Annotated in this window: 23 protein-coding genes; 13 read left to right on the top strand and 10 right to left on the bottom strand. The window is 64.3% G+C overall.

The genetic code is table 11. From position 1 onward, the window contains the following. The first annotated feature begins 38 nt into the window (after nucleotides 1–38). Entirely contained in the window at nucleotides 39–1,472 is a 1,434-nt protein-coding gene (locus tag LB557_RS08765; RefSeq protein ID WP_224643354.1) for an aldehyde dehydrogenase family protein, read from the top strand. A 64-nt stretch (nucleotides 1,473–1,536) separates the two neighbouring features. On the opposite strand, the gene LB557_RS08760 is transcribed toward LB557_RS08765, so the two are convergent. Further along, nucleotides 1,537–2,421: a GyrI-like domain-containing protein gene (locus LB557_RS08760; RefSeq protein ID WP_140618069.1), complete on the bottom strand. Its 885-nt coding sequence runs from the start codon at nucleotides 2,419–2,421 to the stop codon at nucleotides 1,537–1,539. Nucleotides 2,422–2,703: 282 nt separating this feature from the next. On the opposite strand from LB557_RS08760, the gene LB557_RS08755 reads away from it, so the two are divergent. Then, entirely contained in the window at nucleotides 2,704–3,114 is a 411-nt protein-coding gene (locus LB557_RS08755) for an MbcA/ParS/Xre antitoxin family protein (protein WP_015316785.1), read from the top strand. After that, the gene (locus LB557_RS08750) at nucleotides 3,108–3,806 is read left to right on the top strand and encodes an RES family NAD+ phosphorylase (protein ID WP_140663555.1); all 699 of its coding nucleotides are present in this window, start codon (nucleotides 3,108–3,110) and stop codon (nucleotides 3,804–3,806) included. The genes LB557_RS08755 and LB557_RS08750 overlap by 7 nt, the downstream gene beginning before the upstream one ends. Before the next feature lie 33 nt (nucleotides 3,807–3,839). Here LB557_RS08750 and LB557_RS08745 read toward each other — a convergent pair whose 3' ends face one another. Next, a complete protein-coding gene (locus tag LB557_RS08745) occupies nucleotides 3,840–4,406 on the bottom strand; it encodes a DUF308 domain-containing protein (RefSeq protein WP_140788364.1) in 567 nt (188 codons plus the stop codon). Between the two features lie 205 nt (nucleotides 4,407–4,611). Here LB557_RS08745 and LB557_RS08740 point away from each other — a divergent pair, with 205 nt between their 5' ends. After that, nucleotides 4,612–5,523, top strand: a complete 912-nt coding sequence (locus LB557_RS08740) for an AraC family transcriptional regulator (protein ID WP_224643353.1) — start codon at nucleotides 4,612–4,614, stop codon at nucleotides 5,521–5,523. Nucleotides 5,524–5,560: 37 nt separating this feature from the next. Here LB557_RS08740 and LB557_RS08735 read toward each other — a convergent pair whose 3' ends face one another. After that, nucleotides 5,561–6,010, bottom strand: coding sequence for a universal stress protein (locus tag LB557_RS08735; RefSeq protein ID WP_224643352.1), 450 nt, complete (start codon nucleotides 6,008–6,010; stop codon nucleotides 5,561–5,563). A 172-nt stretch (nucleotides 6,011–6,182) separates the two neighbouring features. Here LB557_RS08735 and LB557_RS08730 point away from each other — a divergent pair, with 172 nt between their 5' ends. Then, nucleotides 6,183–6,764 carry a histidine phosphatase family protein gene (locus tag LB557_RS08730; RefSeq protein ID WP_224643351.1) on the top strand — a complete coding sequence of 194 codons (582 nt, stop codon included), beginning with the start codon at nucleotides 6,183–6,185 and terminating at the stop codon, nucleotides 6,762–6,764. A 269-nt stretch (nucleotides 6,765–7,033) separates the two neighbouring features. Here LB557_RS08730 and LB557_RS08725 read toward each other — a convergent pair whose 3' ends face one another. Next, the gene (locus tag LB557_RS08725; protein WP_140876504.1) at nucleotides 7,034–7,435 is read right to left on the bottom strand and encodes a VOC family protein; all 402 of its coding nucleotides are present in this window, start codon (nucleotides 7,433–7,435) and stop codon (nucleotides 7,034–7,036) included. 398 nt (nucleotides 7,436–7,833) lie between these two features. Between LB557_RS08725 and LB557_RS08720 the strand changes: the two genes are divergently transcribed. Beyond that, nucleotides 7,834–8,247, top strand: coding sequence for a hypothetical protein (locus tag LB557_RS08720; protein ID WP_140876502.1), 414 nt, complete (start codon nucleotides 7,834–7,836; stop codon nucleotides 8,245–8,247). A 100-nt stretch (nucleotides 8,248–8,347) separates the two neighbouring features. Then, entirely contained in the window at nucleotides 8,348–8,749 is a 402-nt protein-coding gene (locus LB557_RS08715) for a hypothetical protein (RefSeq protein WP_015316793.1), read from the top strand. 16 nt (nucleotides 8,750–8,765) lie between these two features. On the opposite strand, the gene LB557_RS08710 is transcribed toward LB557_RS08715, so the two are convergent. Next, nucleotides 8,766–9,539 (bottom strand): pseudouridine synthase, encoded by a 774-nt coding sequence (locus tag LB557_RS08710; protein WP_224597035.1) that lies wholly within the window; start codon nucleotides 9,537–9,539, stop codon nucleotides 8,766–8,768. A gap of 121 nt (nucleotides 9,540–9,660) precedes the next feature. After that, complete coding sequence (locus LB557_RS08705) at nucleotides 9,661–10,545, bottom strand: aldo/keto reductase family oxidoreductase (RefSeq protein WP_224643350.1); 885 nt, start codon at nucleotides 10,543–10,545, stop codon at nucleotides 9,661–9,663. A gap of 95 nt (nucleotides 10,546–10,640) precedes the next feature. Between LB557_RS08705 and LB557_RS08700 the strand changes: the two genes are divergently transcribed. Together LB557_RS08700 and LB557_RS08695 are read left to right on the top strand one after the other, a co-directional pair. Next, nucleotides 10,641–11,543 (top strand): LysR family transcriptional regulator, encoded by a 903-nt coding sequence (locus tag LB557_RS08700; protein WP_140716513.1) that lies wholly within the window; start codon nucleotides 10,641–10,643, stop codon nucleotides 11,541–11,543. A gap of 121 nt (nucleotides 11,544–11,664) precedes the next feature. After that, the gene (locus LB557_RS08695) at nucleotides 11,665–13,581 is read left to right on the top strand and encodes a diguanylate cyclase (RefSeq protein WP_140788380.1); all 1,917 of its coding nucleotides are present in this window, start codon (nucleotides 11,665–11,667) and stop codon (nucleotides 13,579–13,581) included. A gap of 99 nt (nucleotides 13,582–13,680) precedes the next feature. Here the strand turns inward: LB557_RS08695 and LB557_RS08690 are convergent, their stop codons facing one another. Continuing rightward, nucleotides 13,681–13,902: a hypothetical protein gene (locus LB557_RS08690; protein ID WP_015316798.1), complete on the bottom strand. Its 222-nt coding sequence runs from the start codon at nucleotides 13,900–13,902 to the stop codon at nucleotides 13,681–13,683. A 281-nt stretch (nucleotides 13,903–14,183) separates the two neighbouring features. Between LB557_RS08690 and LB557_RS08685 the strand changes: the two genes are divergently transcribed. Then, nucleotides 14,184–14,423 (top strand): hypothetical protein, encoded by a 240-nt coding sequence (locus LB557_RS08685; protein WP_015316799.1) that lies wholly within the window; start codon nucleotides 14,184–14,186, stop codon nucleotides 14,421–14,423. Nucleotides 14,424–14,484: 61 nt separating this feature from the next. Here the strand turns inward: LB557_RS08685 and LB557_RS08680 are convergent, their stop codons facing one another. Next, entirely contained in the window at nucleotides 14,485–14,712 is a 228-nt protein-coding gene (locus LB557_RS08680; protein WP_015316800.1) for a hypothetical protein, read from the bottom strand. Nucleotides 14,713–15,602: 890 nt separating this feature from the next. On the opposite strand from LB557_RS08680, the gene LB557_RS08675 reads away from it, so the two are divergent. Next, the gene (locus tag LB557_RS08675) at nucleotides 15,603–15,899 is read left to right on the top strand and encodes a DUF1236 domain-containing protein (protein WP_140716509.1); all 297 of its coding nucleotides are present in this window, start codon (nucleotides 15,603–15,605) and stop codon (nucleotides 15,897–15,899) included. Between the two features lie 163 nt (nucleotides 15,900–16,062). Here the strand turns inward: LB557_RS08675 and LB557_RS08670 are convergent, their stop codons facing one another. After that, nucleotides 16,063–16,911 (bottom strand): helix-turn-helix transcriptional regulator, encoded by an 849-nt coding sequence (locus LB557_RS08670; protein ID WP_224643349.1) that lies wholly within the window; start codon nucleotides 16,909–16,911, stop codon nucleotides 16,063–16,065. A 90-nt stretch (nucleotides 16,912–17,001) separates the two neighbouring features. On the opposite strand from LB557_RS08670, the gene LB557_RS08665 reads away from it, so the two are divergent. Continuing rightward, nucleotides 17,002–17,886, top strand: coding sequence for an SDR family oxidoreductase (locus LB557_RS08665; RefSeq protein WP_224643348.1), 885 nt, complete (start codon nucleotides 17,002–17,004; stop codon nucleotides 17,884–17,886). A gap of 18 nt (nucleotides 17,887–17,904) precedes the next feature. Here LB557_RS08665 and LB557_RS08660 read toward each other — a convergent pair whose 3' ends face one another. Beyond that, nucleotides 17,905–18,603 (bottom strand): RibD family protein, encoded by a 699-nt coding sequence (locus LB557_RS08660; RefSeq protein WP_224643347.1) that lies wholly within the window; start codon nucleotides 18,601–18,603, stop codon nucleotides 17,905–17,907. Nucleotides 18,604–18,741: 138 nt separating this feature from the next. On the opposite strand from LB557_RS08660, the gene LB557_RS08655 reads away from it, so the two are divergent. Further along, nucleotides 18,742–19,302 carry a dienelactone hydrolase family protein gene (locus LB557_RS08655; protein ID WP_224643346.1) on the top strand — a complete coding sequence of 187 codons (561 nt, stop codon included), beginning with the start codon at nucleotides 18,742–18,744 and terminating at the stop codon, nucleotides 19,300–19,302. Nucleotides 19,303–19,344: the final 42 nt, after the last annotated feature.

The following is a 19,344-nucleotide window of genomic DNA, read 5'->3' as shown; positions in this document are numbered from 1 at the left end:
ACGGCCTGACCGGCCATGCGGCACCCCAAGGAGAGACCATGTCACACGATCTGCAGTTCTACATCGATGGCGCGTGGGTCGATCCTGTCGTGCCCAACACGCTCGACGTAATCGATCCATCGAACGAGGACGCTTTCGCGCGGATTTCGCTCGGCTCCAGGGCCGATGTCGATAAGGCGGTGGCCGCCGCCAAGCGCGCCTTCAACACATATGGCTTCACCTCGGTCGAGGAGCGCCTCGACATCCTCAACCGCGTCATCGAGGTCTACAAGAAGCGCAGCAAGGACCTGGCGGTCGCCGTGTCGCGCGAGATGGGCGCGCCGCGCCAGATGGCGCTCGACAGCCAGGTCGGCATCGGCCTGACGCATCTGGCCAAAATGGCCGAGACGCTGAAGAATTTCCAGTTCCGCCACGTCAAGGGCAACCATCTCGTGGTCAAGGAGCCGATCGGCGTCGTCGGCCTGATCACGCCCTGGAACTGGCCGCTGAACCAGATCACCTGCAAGGTCGGTCCGGCACTCGCCGCCGGCTGCACCATGGTGCTGAAGCCGTCGGAAATCGCGCCGCTCGATGCCATCATCTTCGCCGAGATCATCGACGAGGCCGGCGTGCCGAAGGGCGTGTTCAACCTCGTCAATGGCGACGGCCCTGGCGTCGGCCAGGCGCTGTCCAGCCATCCCGACATCGACATGATGTCGTTCACCGGTTCGACGCGAGCCGGCATATTGGTGGCCAAGGCCGCCGCCGACACCGTCAAGCGCGTGCATCAGGAGCTTGGCGGCAAGTCGGCCAACATCCTGTTCCCGGATGTCGACCTCGCCACCGCCGTCAGCAAGGGCGTCGCCGGCTGCTTCAGCAACAGCGGCCAGTCCTGCAACGCGCCGACCCGCATGTTCGTGCCGCGCGACCGCCACGACGAGGCCGCGGGATATGCCAGGACGGCGGCGGAAAAGTTCACGGTCGGTCCAGCCGACGGCGCCAACACCAAGCTCGGCCCCGTCGTCAGCCAGGTCCAGTTCGACAAGATCCAGGACCTGATCCAGAGCGGCATCGACGAGGGTGCCACGCTGGTCGCCGGCGGCCCCGGCCGCCCTGCCGAACTCAATCGCGGCTACTATGTCAGGCCGACCGTGTTCGCCGACGTCACCCACGACATGCGCATCGCGCGCGAGGAGGTTTTCGGGCCGGTGTTGGCGATCCTGCCCTACGACACGGTCGAGCAGGCTGTCGAGCAGGCCAACGACACCGTCTACGGCCTTGCCTCCTACATCCAGGCCAAGGACCTACAGAAGGCGCGCGAGGTCGCGGCCCGCATGCGCTCGGGCAATGTCTACATCAACTATCCCCAATGGGACGCCGGCCTGCCCTTCGGCGGCTACAAGCAGTCGGGCAACGGCCGCGAATACGCCGAATACGGGCTCGAGGATTTCCTCGAGATCAAGGGCATCGCGGGGTACGAGGCGGCGGAGTAGTGCAGGACTTTCGGGCCGGCGCAACGCCGGCCCGGTCAGAAGGGACAGGTCCCGTCAGAAGGCTCTATTTCAGCGGCAGAAACAATTCGCAGACCACATCAGGCACCGGCACATTCGGGAACATCGAAAAGTGCCGTTGGCAATAGATCGGGAAGTCACGCGCTTCCTCGCCGCTGGCAGGAAGCCAGTCGCGATAAAGGTAGAGCGCGGCTGGCTCCAGGTTGTTGGTATTGTGGACGACGCGCAACACCGCGCAACGTCCGCCGGGGATCACGCCAGCCATCATCTGCCCGTCATCAGCGTCGATCGGCAGGTCAGTCCCGACACACAGGTCCATGCTGTAATCGGCTGGGTTGGCGGGGATCCTCTCGGAACGGAAGACGTTGAAGGTCGGGCTCGTCTCCGGCGACAGGCCGGCGGCCTTGCGCCAGGCGATGAACCGCTGAATGGTGTCGCCGAGTGTCGCCCGGTCGCCTCGATGTTCCATGATCGCCACCGGCGTCGGGGGCACATCGCGGATCGTCACGTCGTCGTGGTCATAGGTAATGTGCATGAGCTTGCTCCTCGCATTGTCCATAGGCCCGAAGGCCGCAAGCCACGGTGCCCAGTCGGGCGACTTCCGGAACGATGAAGGAGACTGCCCGAACCGTTGCCGAAAGGCGCGGGCGAAGGCGTCCGGTGCATCGTAACCGGCATCCATTGCTATGTCAGTGACGCTTTCGGCATCCCTGAAGGCCAGCCGGTATGAAGCGCGCTTCATGCGGGCAAGCTGGACATAGCGATGCACGGACAGCCCGAAGGTCGCCGTGAACTGCCGGTGGAAATGGTATTTGGAAAATGCCGCGATGCCGCTCAAAGCATCCAGGTCCAGATTGCCGTTCAAATGCTGGTCGATATGATCCAACACTCTCTGCATCCGGGCATGGTAGTTTTGAAGCGCCGCCTTCATCATTCCGTTCTCCGTGGCAGCACCAGCTAAAGCGTATGCGGACATGACGCGCTCGACCGATCTTGCGGTTTGTCACGGGTCGCGGAACCGCGCCAAGGACCGTTTAGGGGCACGCGCGACCTTAGTTGGAAATCCAACTACCGGGAAATTCGACCGTAATTGTTGATGCAATATTGTTCGGACCATCTAATCGCCATCAGTGCGGTCTTCACTGGCAATGGCTCCCCGCCTTGCCAATTGGCATATACGTGCTATATATCTGCCAATTACCGAGGTCTAAACATGCAGCTTCAAGCCATCACCGCCACACCGGCCACGGTCGGCTCAGCCATTTCGGATGAAGAGGCAGGCGCTTTGGCGCGCACCACGGTCAACCTGTTCAAGGCCTGGAACCTCACCGACTTCGAGGCCTGCGTCCTGCTTGGCGGCATTTCGGCGCGCACCTGGGCGCGCTGGAAGGAGGGCGGCATCGGCCGGATCGACCGCGACCTGCGCACCCGCATGGCGCATCTGATGGGCATCCACAAGGGGCTGCGCTACCTCTTCACCGAGCCGGCGCGCGGCTATGCCTGGATACGCAAGCCCAATGCCACCTTTGGCGGGCAGTCGGCGCTCGACGTGATGCTGCGCGGCGACATTTCCGATCTCGCGGCGATGCGCGAATGGCTCGATGCGGAGCGTGGTGCATGGTGAGTGGGCTCGCGGTCCGGCGCCGCGTCCACTGGCCCCAGACCTATCGCATCATCCGCTCCATCCATCCGCCGATCGATCTCTTCGAAGACATCGCCGATCCACGCGACTGGGAGGCGCTCGCCGCCGTCGAGGAGAAGACCAATCCGCGCATCCGGCTGGAGCTCGGCGATCTCGGCAAGGTGCCGGCCGCAAGGCGGGTTTCCGGTCCCGGCGCCAGTTTCGTCATGGCGCCTTTCGTGCATTGTTCCGTCCTTCGGCCCGGCCGTTTTTCGGACGGCAGCTACGGCATCTACTATGCCGGCGACAGCGAGGACGTGGCGCTGGCCGAAACCATCCACCATCACCAGAAATTCATGCGCGCCACCAACGAGGCGCCCGGCTGGACGGCCGATTTCCGCGTGCTGATCGGCAGCGTCGATCGCGACCTCGACGACGTCAACGCCGTGCCCGGCGTGCTCGATCCCGACGACTACACGGCGTCGCAGGCGGAAGGGCGGGCGCTGCGGGCCGCCGGCAGCGACGGGTTGGTGTGGAACAGCGTGCGCATGCCCGATGGGGAGTGCATCGGCATCTTCTGGCCCGACGCCATCGGTGTCCCGGTTCAGGGCCGCCACTACAGCTACCACTGGGACGGCGGCCGCGTCGATTTCGTGCGCCAGCACGACACGGGCAAGGTGCTGGAAGTGGTTTGAGCGAAGGCCGCCGCGGCAACCAGTCCCAGGCCTTTACGTGGGCTTGCGTGCCTGCGTGACGGCCAGCCATACGGCCGAGACGAGGAAATAGAAGGCGCCGAACGCGGCATAGGGCGCGATGTCGGTGATGCCAGGCGTCGCGGTGCCGATTGCCTGTTTGATGAAGAAGCTACCGGCCAGCGCTGACTGCGCACCGCTCAGCACCATCGCCCATTGCGCGCCTGCCCGCCAACGGCGCACGCCGGTCGCAAGCTGGAACAGGCCGGCGAGAACCGCCCACGCACCGAACACCGCCAGAACCGCGTGCGGGCCCTGTCCGAGTGCGATGACGACGGCAATGGCAGTGATCGTGCTGACCACCGCGTTGAGCGCCTGGCTGGGATTGGCTTTCAGGCCGCCGCTGCGCTGCGCGTCCAGAATATTGGCGACAGCGTCCCACAAGGGGTAGGCGACCAGGAGTAGCGCGGAGACCGGCGGCGCGCTTTTGCCAAGGGTGAAGGCGGCCGCCACCCAGGCGACCGAAAAGCCGGCCCGGAGGAAATAATAGGATTTCAGCCACTGCGATGCGGCGCCGGGCGCCTGGATGGTTTGAGTGCTCATTGGAATTTCCTGTCTCGTTGGTTGGATGGCGATGGACCCGCTTGATCGACTTGGAACCACGTCCGCCGGGTTGGATGATTGGAACAGCCCGTTCTCGCAGCCTTGGCTGCGGGAATGGTTTTGATCCAAGCAAAATACGGCGCATAATCAGCATGAAAATGCGCTATCCTCGTGAGGAATGTAGGGGAGCCGGCCGGCCGCATCCATGATGGAATCGCCTGAAAATTTGACCATTCTTCCGGATGGAGGGCCGCGTGCCGGTGTCTCCGGGGACCTTCTCTCGCATGTGCTGGCGCAGATCAGGCTTACCGGCGACGAGGTTTTCTCACGCACGCTGGCACAGGCGGAGCAACTCGATCTCGACGAGGGCCAAGCCCATATCGTCGTGGTGACCGTCGGCGCGCTGCGCATGGAGAGTGGGGATCAGGCCCCTGTCGTCATAGAGGCCGGCGACCTCGTGCTCCTGCCTCGCGGTCCCGGCACGTTGCGGCTGGTGGCGTCGCATCCGCAGGTGGCGATCGTCGCCTGCCGCTTCTGGTTCGATCCTGACAGCCTGCGGGGAATGATCTTCGCCTTGCCGCGATGCATCCATATCGAGCGTGCCCAGGGGGCAGGGTGGGTCGATGGAATGCTGCCTTTCCTGATGGTCGAAACCAGCGACGCCCAGCCCGGGGCGGCTTTGATGATTTCCCGCATCATCGATCTCATGGTCATCCGCACCTTGCGCAGTTGGGTCCATGAAGGACGCGCCACGGGCTGGCTCGGCGGCCTTTCAGACGCCCGCATCGCCCGTTCCCTGAAGGCCATCCACGAAAGGCCGCTGCAGCGGTGGAGCATCGATGAACTGGCCGACAAGGCCGGCATGTCCCGATCCAGCTTCTGCGAGCGCTTCGCCGCGCTCGTCGGGCGCTCGCCGCTGCGCTACCAGAATGAATGGCGGCTGGGCCTGGCCCGCAATCTGCTGGCCAGGCGAGACGCACGCGTGGGTGAAATCGGCTTGCGCATCGGCTACGAGTCCGAAGCCGCCTTCAGCCGCGCCTACAAACAGCTCTTCGGGCATCCGCCACGGGTTGAATATGCCTTGGCGAATGAAGCCGCACCGGTGAAACCGCGCTGACCGATGGCGCCAGCTTGAAAATATCGGGTTGCGGCCGCTACCGCACCACCAGCACCGGGATCTCGGTGTAGGACAGCACTTCCGCCGTCTGGCTGCCCAGAAGCAGCCTGCCGAGGCCACGGCGGCCGTGCGAGGCCATGACGATCAGGTCGCAGCCTTGCGCCCGCGACAGTTCCAGGATCGCTTCGGCCGGCCTTTTGTCCTCGACATGGATCAGCGTGGCGGACACGCCGGCGGCATCGGCGGATGCCTTGCATTTGTCGAGCACTTCCTTGCCATGGCGGCGCGCTTCCTCCTGATAGGTGACCAGCTCGTCGCCGGCGGCATAGCCGGCCATGGCGCCGCCCCAGGCGAAGATCGGGAATTGTTCCGAGACGGTAACGAAGGTGACGGCGGCGCCGATGCCCTTGGCCAGTGTGAGGCCCTGGGCGACACCCTTGCCGGCCAGGTCAGAACCGTCGGTGGCGATGAGCAGATGTTTGTACATGATGGTGTTGCCTGTCGTGCCTGATGACTATCCAGCAGAGATAGTTATGCCGCGCGCTCAATCATTGTGCCAATGCGGCGGGAATCAGGGCCAGGCGAGGGTTTCGCCAGTACCCCGGATTCCCCTTTGCCGCATCGTCCTCTAAGGTGCCGCCGACATCGAAAGGCAGCCCATGAGCAGTGCGTTCCCCCAAATCCATCTGGTCCGGCATGGCGAGACGGCATGGAGCCTTTCGGGGCAGCATACCGGGCGCACCGACATGCCGCTGACGCCGGCCGGCGAGGCGGCCGCGCGGGGTGTTGCGGAGCGGTTGGAAGGCCTGTCGTTCTCAGCCGTCTGGTCGAGCCCCTCGCAGCGCGCCTACAACACCAGCGTGCTTGCCGGCTTTGGCGCGACAAGCGTCAAGGGGGACGATCTGCAGGAGTGGGACTACGGCGCCTATGAAGGGCGCACGACGAAAGAGATCCTGGCCGAGCGGCCGGGCTGGACAGTGTTTCGCGACGGCTGTCCGCAAGGCGAGGTGGCGGCCGATGTCGGCACCCGCGCCGACAGGATCATCGAGCGCCTGCGCAAGGCCAATGCCGACATACTGATCTTTTCCAGCGCGCACTTCCTGCGCGTGCTGGCCGCCCGCTGGCTCGGCCTGCCGCCGGAAGGCGGGGCGCTGTTCGTGCTCGACACGGCCAGCATCAGCGTGCTCGGCTACGAGCATGATTTCGGCGAGCCGGTCGTGCGCAAGTGGAACGGGAAGTAGGGCGGGCACCGGCTCGGCGCGGAAGCGCCGTCTTTTCGTCATCCACGGGCGGAGCAAGGAGCGTAGCGACGCGGCGCAGACCCGAGGATCCATGCCGCGACCTCCGAGCGCGGCCACGGCGCGGAATCTGCTCCGCTGCACTCCACGGCCAGCATCGCGGCATGGATCCCAGGGTCTCCGCGACGCCGCTTTCGCGGCTGCTCCGCCCTGGGATGACGAACGCGGGGAGGCTTCGGCAATTCCCAAACCCTAGCCAATCCCGACCGTCTCTATCTGTCAAACTTCCGGATCGCCTCGGCGGTGACGGGCTGGAAGAAATTCACCAGATTGCCGTCGGGGTCGCGGAACAGCAGCGAGCGGTTTCCCCAGGGCATGGTGGTCGGCTGCTGCACGGTCGTGTTCTTGATGAGGTTGGACAGCCGGGCGAATTCGGCATCGACGTCGCCGACGCGGAATTCGAGGATGGCCGTGTGGTTGTCGGCGGGGCGGGCGATGTCGCCGCCGAACAGCATCAAGGTGCGCGTGCTGCCGATCGCCAGCGTGCAGGCTGGCGTCGCCAGTTCGGCGAAGTCTTCGGTATAGACCGTCACCGGCATGCCGGTGACCTCACCGTAGAAGCGCACGAGGCGCTGGACATCCGATGTGATGATGCGGACTGAGACGAAATTCATCGCTTAGGTTCCTTGGTCACTGAAGCCCGGGCCGAGCTTTCGATCAATCTATAAAGCAGGCCTCCTGACAGCTTTCTGTCAGGAGAGGGGGGTGCGATGGTCTATTCGGGCCTGAGCGACTCCTGGACGGCGCGAGGGAGAAATCATCGGCAGGTGTCAAACAGCGCAATCGGCAATCTGTTCTTGGCAAAGTTTATGGCTTGTCGATTTTCATGGCGTTGTTTCGACAGGAATACTCCATTTCATTCGGCAGAGTGTTGATAAGGGCGATCGCCGGGCCTTTACTCGGTTTTGTTCTGATAACCATGAATTGATTGGTATGGCTGTTTCCGTGATTTGAGCCTGGATTTGTGCCGTCATAAAATCGCCGGTGGGAAATTTCTGAAACGGGGGAAAAAATGTCTCACCGCGCGACAAGCACCATGGCCGGCCTGGCGCTTCTGGCTTTTGTGGTCAATCCGGCGGCTGCTTCCAACCGCATGTTCACCTCCCAAAAGACAGCGCTTTCGGGCCACGATGTCTATTTCTTCGGCGGAGCGAGCCTGAACGTGGATTGTTCCAGCGCGGGCAGGGACGATGTGAGGGTGGTCTCGGGTCCAAGCCACGGAAATGTAAAACTCGTCCATGACGGGGTGTTTACGCATTACAACAAGTCGAACGACCGGGCAAAATGCAATTCCCACAAGGTGAATGGCATCAAGGCGCTTTACAGGTCGAGCCCTGGCTTCAAGGGCTGGGATCAGGTGACGATCTCGGTTCACACCTATGACGGCGACGCGTTCAAATACGTCACCAACATCAAGGTGGAGTAGTGCTCGCCCGAACGCTTTGTTTTACGCAATTCCGGACGGAAAACCATTACGCACTTTTCCTGGAATTGCCCTAAATCGCACAAGCAGGAGGATCGTTGAAATGAAGCGTCGGACGACAGGTGCGATAACGGCATTGGCGGTTCTGGGATGTGCCGCCTGGCCGGCGGCGGCGGAAAGCTATGGAAAGGTGGCGCTCTCCGGACAGGAGATCTATATTTTCAGGGATGCCAGCCTGAATGCCGACTGTTCCAGTGCCGGCGCGAACGATGTCAGGATCGTCGCGGGCCCAAGCCACGGGAAGATCAGGCTCGTGCATGCCAAGCTCTATACCGGTTTCAGCAAATCGAACGAGCGCTGGAAATGCAATGCCCACAAAGTGGACGGCATCAAGGGGTTTTACCGGTCGAACCCCGGATACAAGGGGCGCGACCAGGTCACGTTTTCGGTCCACACCTATATGGGCAATGCCCATCAGACCGTCGTCAGCATCAACGTCGAATAGTGGCTTCGCCGCCCACTCAGCCCGCCAGCAGCGCCAGTTCCTCCGGCGTGAGGTGCCGCGCCACGCCCTTGGCGAGGTCGCCGAGCGGCAGGCTGCCGATGGCGACGCGGATCAGGCGCTTGACCTCGATGCCATGAGCGGCGAGCAGGCGGCGGATGTGGCGGTTCTTGCCTTCGTCGAGCACGATCTCCAGCCAGGCCGTGCGACCGCCGCTGCGCAGGAATTCGATCGAATTGGCCGCCAAGGTCTCGCCGTCGATGGTGGCGCCCGCGCGGAGTTTGTCCAGCAGCGTTTCATCCGGCACCGTGGCGACCTGCACGTGATAGGTCTTGGGCAGGTGCGAGGCCGGGTCCATCAGCCGGTTGGCGAAGCGTGTGTCGTTGGTCATCAGAAGCAGGCCTTCGCTGGCCTTGTCCAGCCGGCCGACCGGCGAAACGAAGGGCAGGTCGAGCCCTTCGAGACAGGCATAGACGGTGTCGCGCTCGAGCGGGTCGTCGCGGGTGGTGACCAGCCCGCGCGGCTTGTTCACCATGAGATAGACCTTGCGCTCGGCAACCACCTCGACGCCATCGACGACGATCCTGTCGCGGTTCATGTCGACGCGCAGCGCGGCATCGCGCACCACCTTGCCGCCGACGCGCACGCGGCCTTGCGCGATCAGCGCCTCGCCCTGCGTGCGCGAGCACAGGCCGAGTTTTGAGAGCGCTCGGTTCAGGCTGACGCCAGGAGGGCCGGCGCTGCGTGGCTTGCCGGGTGGCGGCCTGCCGGGCGGTGGTGGTCGTGAAGCCATGCTGCTTGGGTCGATCCGTGGTATCGGACAGATGCCATGGGCAGCGTCAGCTTAGCAAGCTGCCGCCGAGGCCGCATCGAGGCCCCGGCGGCAAGCCGGCCAAACGGGGCCTTTCGACGCGTCACGCGGCCTGCTCGGTCTCGCCTGCTATGCCGTTCAAGACCTGGACGGCATCCGGCGGCAGCTTAAGCTCTGCGGCCGCCAGGTTCTCCCTGAGATGCCCGACCGACGAGGTGCCGGGGATAAGCAGGATGTTGGGCGAGCGCTGCAACAGCCAGGCGAGCGCCACCTGCATGGGGGTGGCGCCGAGTTTTTGCGCGACGTCGGCAAGCGTGCTCGACTGCAGCGGCGTGAAGCCGCCGAGCGGGAAGAACGGCACATAGGCGATGCCGTCGGCGGCAAGCTCGTCGATCAGCGCGTCGTCCTGGCGATGCGCGATGTTGTATTGGTTCTGCACGCAGACGATGTCGGCCATGCCGCGTCCCTGCGCGATCTGCTTGCGGGTGACATTGCTCAAGCCAATATGGCGCACAAGCCCCTGGCGCTGCAGTTCGGCGAGCGTTTCGAGTTGCGGCTCGAGCGAGCCTTCGGCGGGCCCGTGGATGCCATGCATGGAGCGCAGGTTCACGACCTCGATCACGTCCAGCCCGAGATTGCGCAGATTGTCGTGCACGGCCTGCGTCAGTTCCTGTGGCGACATCGCCGGGATCCACGAGGCATCCTCGCCGCGCCGCGCACTGATCTTGGTGACGATGGTGAGGTCCGCGGGATAGGGGTGCAGCGCCTCGCGGATGATCTGGTTGGTGACGTGCGGACCATAGAAATCCGATGTGTCGATATGGTCGACGCCGCTGGCAACGGCCTCGCGCAGCACGGCGATCGCCGCATCGCGGTCCTTCGGCGGGCCGAAGACGCCGGGTCCGGCCAGTTGCATGGCGCCATAGCCCAGGCGCTTCACGGTGCGGTCGCCGAGCTTGAAAGTTCCGGCCTTGCTGATGTCGGTCATGGGTCTCGATCTCCTTTGGATCGGCTCGATATAGACAGTCCCCGCCCGCGCGATAATATGGCGCAGTCGGCACAGGCTGTGCGGAAAGGCGAACAATGGCGACGGATCTGGGTGACCTCCAGGCATTCATGGCGGTGGCGCGCGCCGGCGGGTTTCGGCAGGCGGCGCGGACGACCGGCTTCAGCGCCTCCAGCCTGAGCGAGACGGTGCGACGGCTGGAAACGGGGCTTGGCGTGCGGCTCCTCAACCGCACCACGCGCAGCGTCGCCCCCACCGAAGCCGGCGCGCGCCTGCTGGAGCGGCTCGGTCCCGCGCTCGGCGAGGTCGAGGCGGCGCTCGACGTGGTCAACGGGTTTCGCGGCCGTCCGGCCGGCACGCTACGGCTCAACGTGCCGGTGGTGGCGGCGAAACTGGTGCTGCCGCGCCTTCTGCCGCCCTTCCTCGCGGCCTATCCCGACATCCGCGTCGAAGTAACGGCCGAGGACAGTTTCGTCGACATACTGGCGAGCGGTTGCGATGCCGGCATCCGCTATGACGAACGGCTGGAGCAGGACATGATCGCGGTGCCGATTGGCCCCCGCCGGCAGCGCTTCGCCACCGCCGCCGCACCGGCCTATCTCGATCGGCGCGGCCGGCCCGGCCATCCACGCGACCTGCTCGATCACGCCTGCCTGCGCGGCCGCTTCGCCAGCGGCTCCATGCCGCCCTGGGACTTCGAACGCAACGGCGAGACGGTGAGCGTCGACCCGACCGGCCCGCTGCTGGTCAGCACCGGCACGGCGATGGACCTCGCTGTCAGCGTGGCGGTCGACGGCGGCGGTATCGTCTCATTGTTCGAGGACTGGCTGCGCCCCTATTTCGACGATGGCAGGCTCGAGCCCGTGCTGGAGCCCTGGTGGCAGGAATTCTCGGGTCCGTTCCTTTACTACCCCGGCCGCCGCCTGACGCCAGCGCCGCTGCGGGCATTCATCGATTTTGTCGACGGGATGCGGTGGTGAGGGGGGGCGCGACGGCCTGGCTCCTTCGACCAAAGGCAATCCCTGATGTAACACTTTGTTGTCATTGAGGGTCTATCGAGGAGGCGGTACGGCGAAAGCCCGGTAACAGGAAAGGCGCCCAATGGGTTCGCCCTGGTCCGAATTGCTGGCCAATCTGGCGGTCGTGGCGATGTTCGTGTCGGTCTGGATCCACACCCATGTGTGGCTGGACCGCTGGGCGCCCGCCGTAAAGGCGGCGACCTTCGGCCTGCTGATGGGCGCCGGAGCCATCATCCTGATGCTCACACCAATGCAGCTGCAGCCTGGCGTGCTCGCCGATCTCAGGGCGACGATGATTGCCGTTGCCGGCTTCTTCGGCGGTCCCGTCGCCGGCGTCGTCGCCGGGGTTATGGCCGGTGCGTTCCGGACTTTCGAGGGTGGCATCGGCGCCTTCGCCGGCGCGGTGGGGATCGCGGCCGCCATGCTGGTCGGTGTTGCCGGAAACCTTGCCCTTAGGGGCCGCCGGCCCACCATGGTCGACATCATGACCCTCGGCGCGGCGGCAGCGGCGGCGTCGCTGCTTGGCCTCAGCGTCCTGCCGCGGGATGTGCTGCAAACAGTCCTGCCGAAGGTTGCGCTGCCTTCCTCCCTGCTCATCTTCGTCTCGGTGGTGCTGTCGGGGCTTACGCTTTACCAGGAGCGGCGGCGCCTCGAGGCGCTGCAGTCGCGGCGCATCTACAAGGCCGTGGTGGAGACGCTGCCGGATTGCCTGAACGTCAAGGACCTCGACGGGCGGTTCATCGCGGCCAATCCGGCAACGGCCGAACTGATGCAGGCGCCAGACGCCAAGGCGCTGATCGGCAAGACGGACTTCGACTTCTATCCGCGCGAGACGGCGAAAGGTTTCCGCGAGGACGAGCTTGCCGTGCTGGCGTCGGGCGTCTCGTCCACCATCGAACAGCACCTTCATCACGAGGATGGAACCGAAGGCTGGCTGGCGACCTTGAAGGCGCCCTTTCGCGACAGGAGCGGGGCCGTCGTCGGCCTGATCACGCACAATCGCGACATCACGGCGCGCAAGCAGCTCGAGACCGAGCTGGCGGAAAGTCGGGTCCGGCTCGGAGACGCCTTGACACACATGGCCGACGGTCTGGTGATGTTCGACCCGGACGGCAGGCTGGTGCTGTGCAACGACCAGTATCGCGCCATGTTTCCTAAGACGGCTGAGATGAGGGTGCCCGGGGCCGACTATCGCGACATCCTGCGCGCCTCGGCGGCGCGCGGCGAGGGGACCACACCGCCAGACGCGGTCGAGGGCTGGATCGACGGCATCATGGCCTCGCAGAAGCTTGTCAGCCACCGCCAGGTCCGGCTCGCCGACGGCCGCTGGCTCGACGTACGCACCCGGCCGACAGGCGACGGCGGCAGCCTCAGCGTGTTTTCCGACATCACCGAGGCCAAGCAGGTCGAGGCCGAACTGCTGGCCGTCAACGAGAAGCTGAACCTTCTGGCGCACCGCGACGGGCTGACCGAACTGTGGACGCGCCGCGCCTTCGATGAAGCGCTGGCGCGCGAATTCTCGCGCGCCAGGCGCAATGCGGCGCCGCTCAGCCTGGTGATCATCGATGTCGACTGGTTTAAGCGGTTCAACGACCATTACGGCCATCCGGCGGGCGATGATTGCCTGCGCGCCGTGAGCCGCTGCATCCAGGCGACTGCCCGCCGTCCGGCCGACGCGGCGGCCCGCTACGGCGGCGAGGAGTTCGCGCTCATCCTGCCGGAGACCGACGCCCGGGGCGCCTTCGTCATCGCCGAGACCCTCAGGAGCAAGGTGCGCGACCTTGCCATGGCGCATGCCGGCAGCGAAAAGGGTATCGTCACGGTCAGCATTGGGGTGAGCACCCTCGATGCGGACGGCGCCGCGATGGAGATTGCCGATCTTCTGAGACGCGCCGACGAGGCGCTTTACGGCGCCAAGGCCGCCGGGCGGGACCGGGTGCATGGCTGGCGCCCGCATCTCAGCGACCAACGCTCGACCGGTTCCCGGCGCAAGATATGAGACTTGCAAGGCCACTGCCGGTGGATTTGGATCAAGGCTGAGCTTGCGATTGCCTGAACGAGGGTCCGGGCGGGAAGCTCTCTCGGTGGCGCGTAAGCTTCAGCCGGAGTGAACTGAATCCGTGCTGGCGCGATCGAGCTTCACAAGACGAGCCTTCGCTTCGCCGACGCGTTGTTGCGCGGATCTTATCCTGTCACAAAGCCGCAGATTGATACCGACGCCACAGTCTTCGTCCAGCATCGCGTTTGCGCGTTCAAGGGCGAGTTCCGCCCGGTTAAGTCGCTGCCTCGCCCTGGCAAGTTCCAAGGTCAAAAGTTCCATTGCTGCTTCCGTGGTTTGCGGTCCCTTCCATTGGGAAACCGCTGCCGGGTGGTTTGGTTCCGGGCCGTTCGTGAAGCTGTATTCGCTGCCGGGGTCAGGCGTCTGCCTGGAGATGCCGCGGCCGCCACGCTTCCAGGATTGGGCTGGTGATTGGCAGTCATGTCTTTGTTTATTGACCCCGCCAATGGCTGGCGTAACTTGTCAAAGGCCGTCCGCGACGCGAAGACACGTGGGCGCTTGGGAGCGATCATCCTGCTTCCACCCAAATCCAGGAGGAAGCTGTGCGCAGGCTACTACAGACGCGCCCTGGCGAATATCTCGATCACCGATTGGAGTGCCCCTTTTGCGGCACCATCCGCCTGCAAATCCCGGCCGATGCGACACCATCGACGCGGATCAGTTGCGCCGAGTGCGGCAGATATCTTGGTATCTGGGATGAGCTGCAGACCGACTTCGAGCAACAAGGCGGCAACGATGGCGTGTTCCGTCTCGACAAAGGGCGCATCCAGAAGCTCGACTAGGCTTGCCGCGAGCAGCGCTCGATAGCGCCGGCTAGGGTCGGCTCACCATCGCCGATGCCCATCAGGACGGCCTTGGATGGGCAAGGCCGGTGTCGAAGGTGCCTGGCAACACAGGTGGGCCACTGCGGCTGGTCGAGGCTGTCGCCATCGCGTCAACCGGCACGATGATGATCATGCGGGCATGCTGCTCCGGCCACAATGGCTTTCCGAAAAGGAAGAATGTGCTGGCGAGAAAACAGACCAGCAAGAGGATGGCCAAGGTGTTGGCGATGATCTCACCAAGCTGCATTGCTCTTCTCCAATTCACGCGTCCCTCTCGGCAACGAGCGCCAGCAAACTATGTTCAATGTTTGGGACCAATGCGCCTGGTTCGCAGGACTTCAGTCCGAGTTGCGGGTCGAGCGATAAACGCACAACCTGCCTTTGCACCGGCCCGAGCCTCCGCCAAGTGTGGCAGCCGGAGCATAGCCCGGCCTGCTCGCAACGTGCCGAGCCCTCCGCCAAAGCAGGCCGGGCTCCTTTCTCGAAAGCGGAAAGCGCGCCGGTGCCGTCCGCCTTGCTCCACGGCGACAAAGGCGCGATTCTCCTCCCTTTGGCGGCTAGCCAGCATAGTCAGATCGGGCCAGCATGGTCAGATTGGGATTGTATGGACGGATCTGTTGTCCCATGGCCTCAACTCGACCCCACGATTGGCGATAAAGGCAGCAAGGGCTGCTACCAGTTCAAAGTAAGGCTGACGAGCAGGACGGCGATCAAGGCCGACAACGGGACCGCCATCACCAGCGCCGCCTCCATAAGGCGGGTTTCCTTGTCGCTGAACATTAAACCTCCTCACTTATCGGCTGACGCCGAGGGTTTAGGGTTCGCTCACCGCCTGAAGCAGTGAGCGAACCCTATTGGCGCAGGAAGGGACGTAGCTGCGCCAATTCGCAAAAAACACACCCGCAGTGCTGCCCGACATCCGTCAGGTATCCGCGATGAACTTGCAGCGAACAACGAGCGCGAAAGACGGCCGTTCCCGCCGGCGGCGCCGGCAGGACTATTGCGTTTTTCGATGGGACCTAAGTCTGGTGCTGGCCGGACCGAAGCCCAAGCCCTGGAACATTCAATCATGCCTGAAGTTCGATCCGGCAGCGCGGTGACAATGTTGCGCTGTGCAGGTTTCAGATGGAGGTACTCATGAAAAAAGATCTTGCCGCCGTAGCCGCGGTTCTGTTGCTCGCAGGTGTCGGCGCAGCCGCTGCCGAGGACGTCGTCATCCAGCCCGAGCAGGAAACAGTGATCAAGGAGTATGTGCATAAGCAGCCGCTGGCTTCGGTCAAGCTTCCCGGCGTGGAACTCAACGTCGGCACGGCCTTGCCCGATACCGTCGAACTCCACGAAGTCCCCAACGTCAAGTATCGCTACACCGTGGTCGACAACCGGACCGTGATCGTGGATCCAAGCACCCGCAAGATCGTCAAGATCATCCAGTAGCGGCGCTTGGCCCGCTGCCGGCTGGCGGCGGGCCAACCGTGCAAATGCGTTGCCTGACAATCAGAATTTGTGTGGGTGGATGCCGACCTTGCGCAAGCTGAACGGGTGTGCGAACGCCCCTTCAATGGGATCCTTCAATGGGATCCTTCAATAGGATCCAGAGTCAACGCGACAGGTCCGCCTCTCGCTCCTTGTGCCGCCGGGCGAGATCGCGGATCCGGTCGGCGACCTTGCTGTCCACCGGATTGTAGACGGTCAGGCTCAGATCCGGTCGGCCATCCACCGCGAAGGCTGAATATTCCAGCTCGATGTCGCCGAGTTCGGGATGCTTCAGGCGCTTTGTCCCGTCGCCATGGCTGAGCACGTCGTTTTCCCGCCACAGCGCGTCGAATTCCGGGCTGGCGCTGCAAAGCTCCTCCACCAGTTGGGCGACCTCTGACACCGCGCCGGCGCGCGCCGCATCGGCCCGGAACGCGCCGACCACGAAACGGGCGAGGTTCTCCCAATCGTGCTGCTTGGCGCGGATGGTGGGGCTCAGGAACATAAACCGCAGGATGTTGCGCTGGCCAGCGGGCAAGGTGCTGTAATCGGTCATCACGACTTGCGCGGCGCAGTTCCAGGCGACGACATCCCAGGTCGCCGTCTTGATCAGGGCCGGGCTTGCCTCGAGCGTGTCGATAAGGCGCTGCAGCCTGGGGCTGACGCCGTCGGCGCCGATGTAGCGGACCTCGGGCGGGCGCCCGAGCCCCAGCATGAAAAGATGTTCGCGCTCGGCCTCGGTCAGCAGCAGGCCCTTGGCGATCCGGTTCAGCACGTCGGCCGAAGGCGCGCCGCCGCGTCCCTGTTCCAGCCATGTGTACCAGGTCGGGCTGATGTTGGCGCGTTGCGCGACCTCTTCCCGGCGCAGTCCCGGCGTGCGCCTGCGCCCGGAAAAGCCGAACGATGAGGGGTCGAGCCGGGTGCGTCTGTCTTTCAGGAATGCTGCGAGCGAACCGGCGGAAGTGTTGGACATCCTGTTAGCCATTATACCATGATAAGATCACTACTTTAATGGAATAATAGAGCAGCGATAGTACGCAGGCAACTGTGCAGGAGATTTTGCATGCGTATCTTTTTAACCGGCGCGACCGGTTTCATCGGTTCGGCCATCGTTCCCGAACTTCTTCAGGCCGGCCATCAGGTCGTCGGCGTCACCCGCTCCGATGCCGGTGCCGAGGCGTTGGCCGCCGCCGGCGCCGAGGTGTATCGGGGAACCCTCGAGAATCCCCAAGGCCTGCGCGACGGCGCGGCGGAGGCGGAAGCCGTGATCCACACCGCGTTCGACCATGATTTTTCGCGGTTCGCCGAGAATTGCGAAAAGGACAGCCGTGTCATCGCCGCGCTCGGCCAGGCACTCGCCGGCTCCGACCGGCCGCTGGTGATCACCTCGGGCGTCGGCATGGGCAGTCCCGGCCACGGCCAACTGGCCGTCGAGGATGTCTTCAACCCCGATCACCCCAATCCGCGCATCGCCTCGGAACTCGCCGGGAATGCGTTGCTGGAGGCCGGCATCAACCTGTCGGTGATGCGCCTGCCGCAGGTCCACAACACGCTCAAGCAAGGCCTCATTTCACCGCTCATCGAGATCGCGCGCCAGAAGGGCATCTCGGCCTATGTCGGCGAGGGCCGCAACCGCTATTCGGCCGGCCATGTCGCGGACGCCGCGCGTCTCTACCGGCTCGCGGTGGAAAAGCGACAGCCCGGCGCGCGCTATCACGCCGTCGGCGAGGAAGGCGTCGAGGTGCGCGCGATCGCCGAGGCGCTTGGCCGGGGACTGAACCTGCCGGTGGTTTCGATCGCGCCGGAAAAGGCGGCGGAGCATTTCGGCTGGATGGCGATGTTCGCCCCCATGGACCTGCCGGCGTCCAGCGCGCTGACCCAGGCACGGCTCGGCTGGCGTCCGACCGGCCCGACGCTGATCGCCGATCTGGACGCGATGCGATACTGAGGCGCGCAAGACGCGGCCTTAGCCCGGGGTGACGGCATAGCGCAAATGGACGAGCCCATGCGCGAGGGCTTTGCAATCCTTGAGCGACAACCGCACCTTGTCGGCAAGGCCGCTTTCACCGAACTCGACAAAGCCCTGGTTTGCCGCCCGCGCGTCGAGCGCGGGGGCAATGAGAAGGCTGAGTTCATCGACCAGCCCCGCCGCCAGGAAGGAGCCGTTGATGCCGGCGCCGCCTTCGAGCAGCAGACGGCGGATGCCGAACTCACGCCCGAGCACGTCCAGCATGGCGGCGAGATCGATGCCGGGCGTTTGCGACACGATATAAGACACGCCGTCAGTGGCGAGCTCGGCCAGATGGCTGTCGGCCACATCATACCCGAGCAGCACCACGACATGGTCGCCGCCGATATCGGGTTTGGCGAAGTGCAGCTTGCCCGAGGCATCGAGCGCCACGGCAAAGCTGCCCGCGTCGCGCCGCGCGAAATGATGCGGCCGATCGACCTTGCCCACATGCTCGGGCGGATGCGCGGCGGCCTTGCTCATCTCGGCCATGGTGACGCGGCCGACGATCCAGGCGTCACCTTCGAGGTCTTTGTGGATCTTTTCATAGAGGCCCGACCACTCCGCCCGGCTGCCGTCGGGGCTTTCAGTATAGCGGCTCGGATGAAGGCTGCCGTCGAGCGAGGCAAGCATGTGGCAGATGATGCGCGGCTTCATATGGTGTCTCCATTTCGTCGGCCTGGCCGTCCCAAAGGTAGTGGCGCACCGGGAAAATGGAAGCCGATGCGGTGTGCCTTGAGGCTGCAAGTCCCGGCAGGTAAAATGTCTGGATCTGCGCGACCTAGGGGCCGGTGCATGGCGGACGTCATCCTGTTTCACTCGGTTCTTGGCCTTCGCCCGATCGAGCGTCATCTTGCGGAATGCCTTCGCGCCTGCGGCCATGCGGTCGCACTGCCAGACCTCTATCAGGGTGCGGCGACGGATGATCTCGATGAAGGTTTCGCGATCAAGGCGCGGATCGGCTGGGGTGCCATCTGCCTGAAGGCGCGAGAGGCTCTGGCCTCGACGCCGGGGGATGCGGTGCTGGCGGGTATCTCGATGGGAGCCGGCGTGGTGGCGGAATTCTGGGAGTCGCGGCCGCTGGCAGCGGGTGTTCTGCTGTTGCATGGTTTGGCGACCGTGCCTGCCAACACACGACCCGGCTTGCCCATCCAACTGCATGTCGCGGACACCGATCCACTGTTCCCCGAGCCCGACGTCAGCGCCTGGCAGGAAAGCGCGGAGGCAGCGAGAGCGGATGTGCAGGTTTTCCGCTATCCAAACGCGGGACATTATTTTTCCGACCCGGCACTGTCCGATTACAATGCAACGGCGGCCGCGCAGCTCTGGAGCCGCTCCTTGGCGTTCCTGACGTAGAAGGCCTTCGGACCGAGAGTCCAAAATTCAGACAATTCCGAC

It is taken from the genome of Mesorhizobium sp. BR115XR7A (assembly GCF_020165315.1).
Lineage (GTDB): Bacteria > Pseudomonadota > Alphaproteobacteria > Rhizobiales > Rhizobiaceae > Mesorhizobium > Mesorhizobium australicum.
This window is presented reverse-complemented; position numbering and strand designations above follow the sequence as displayed.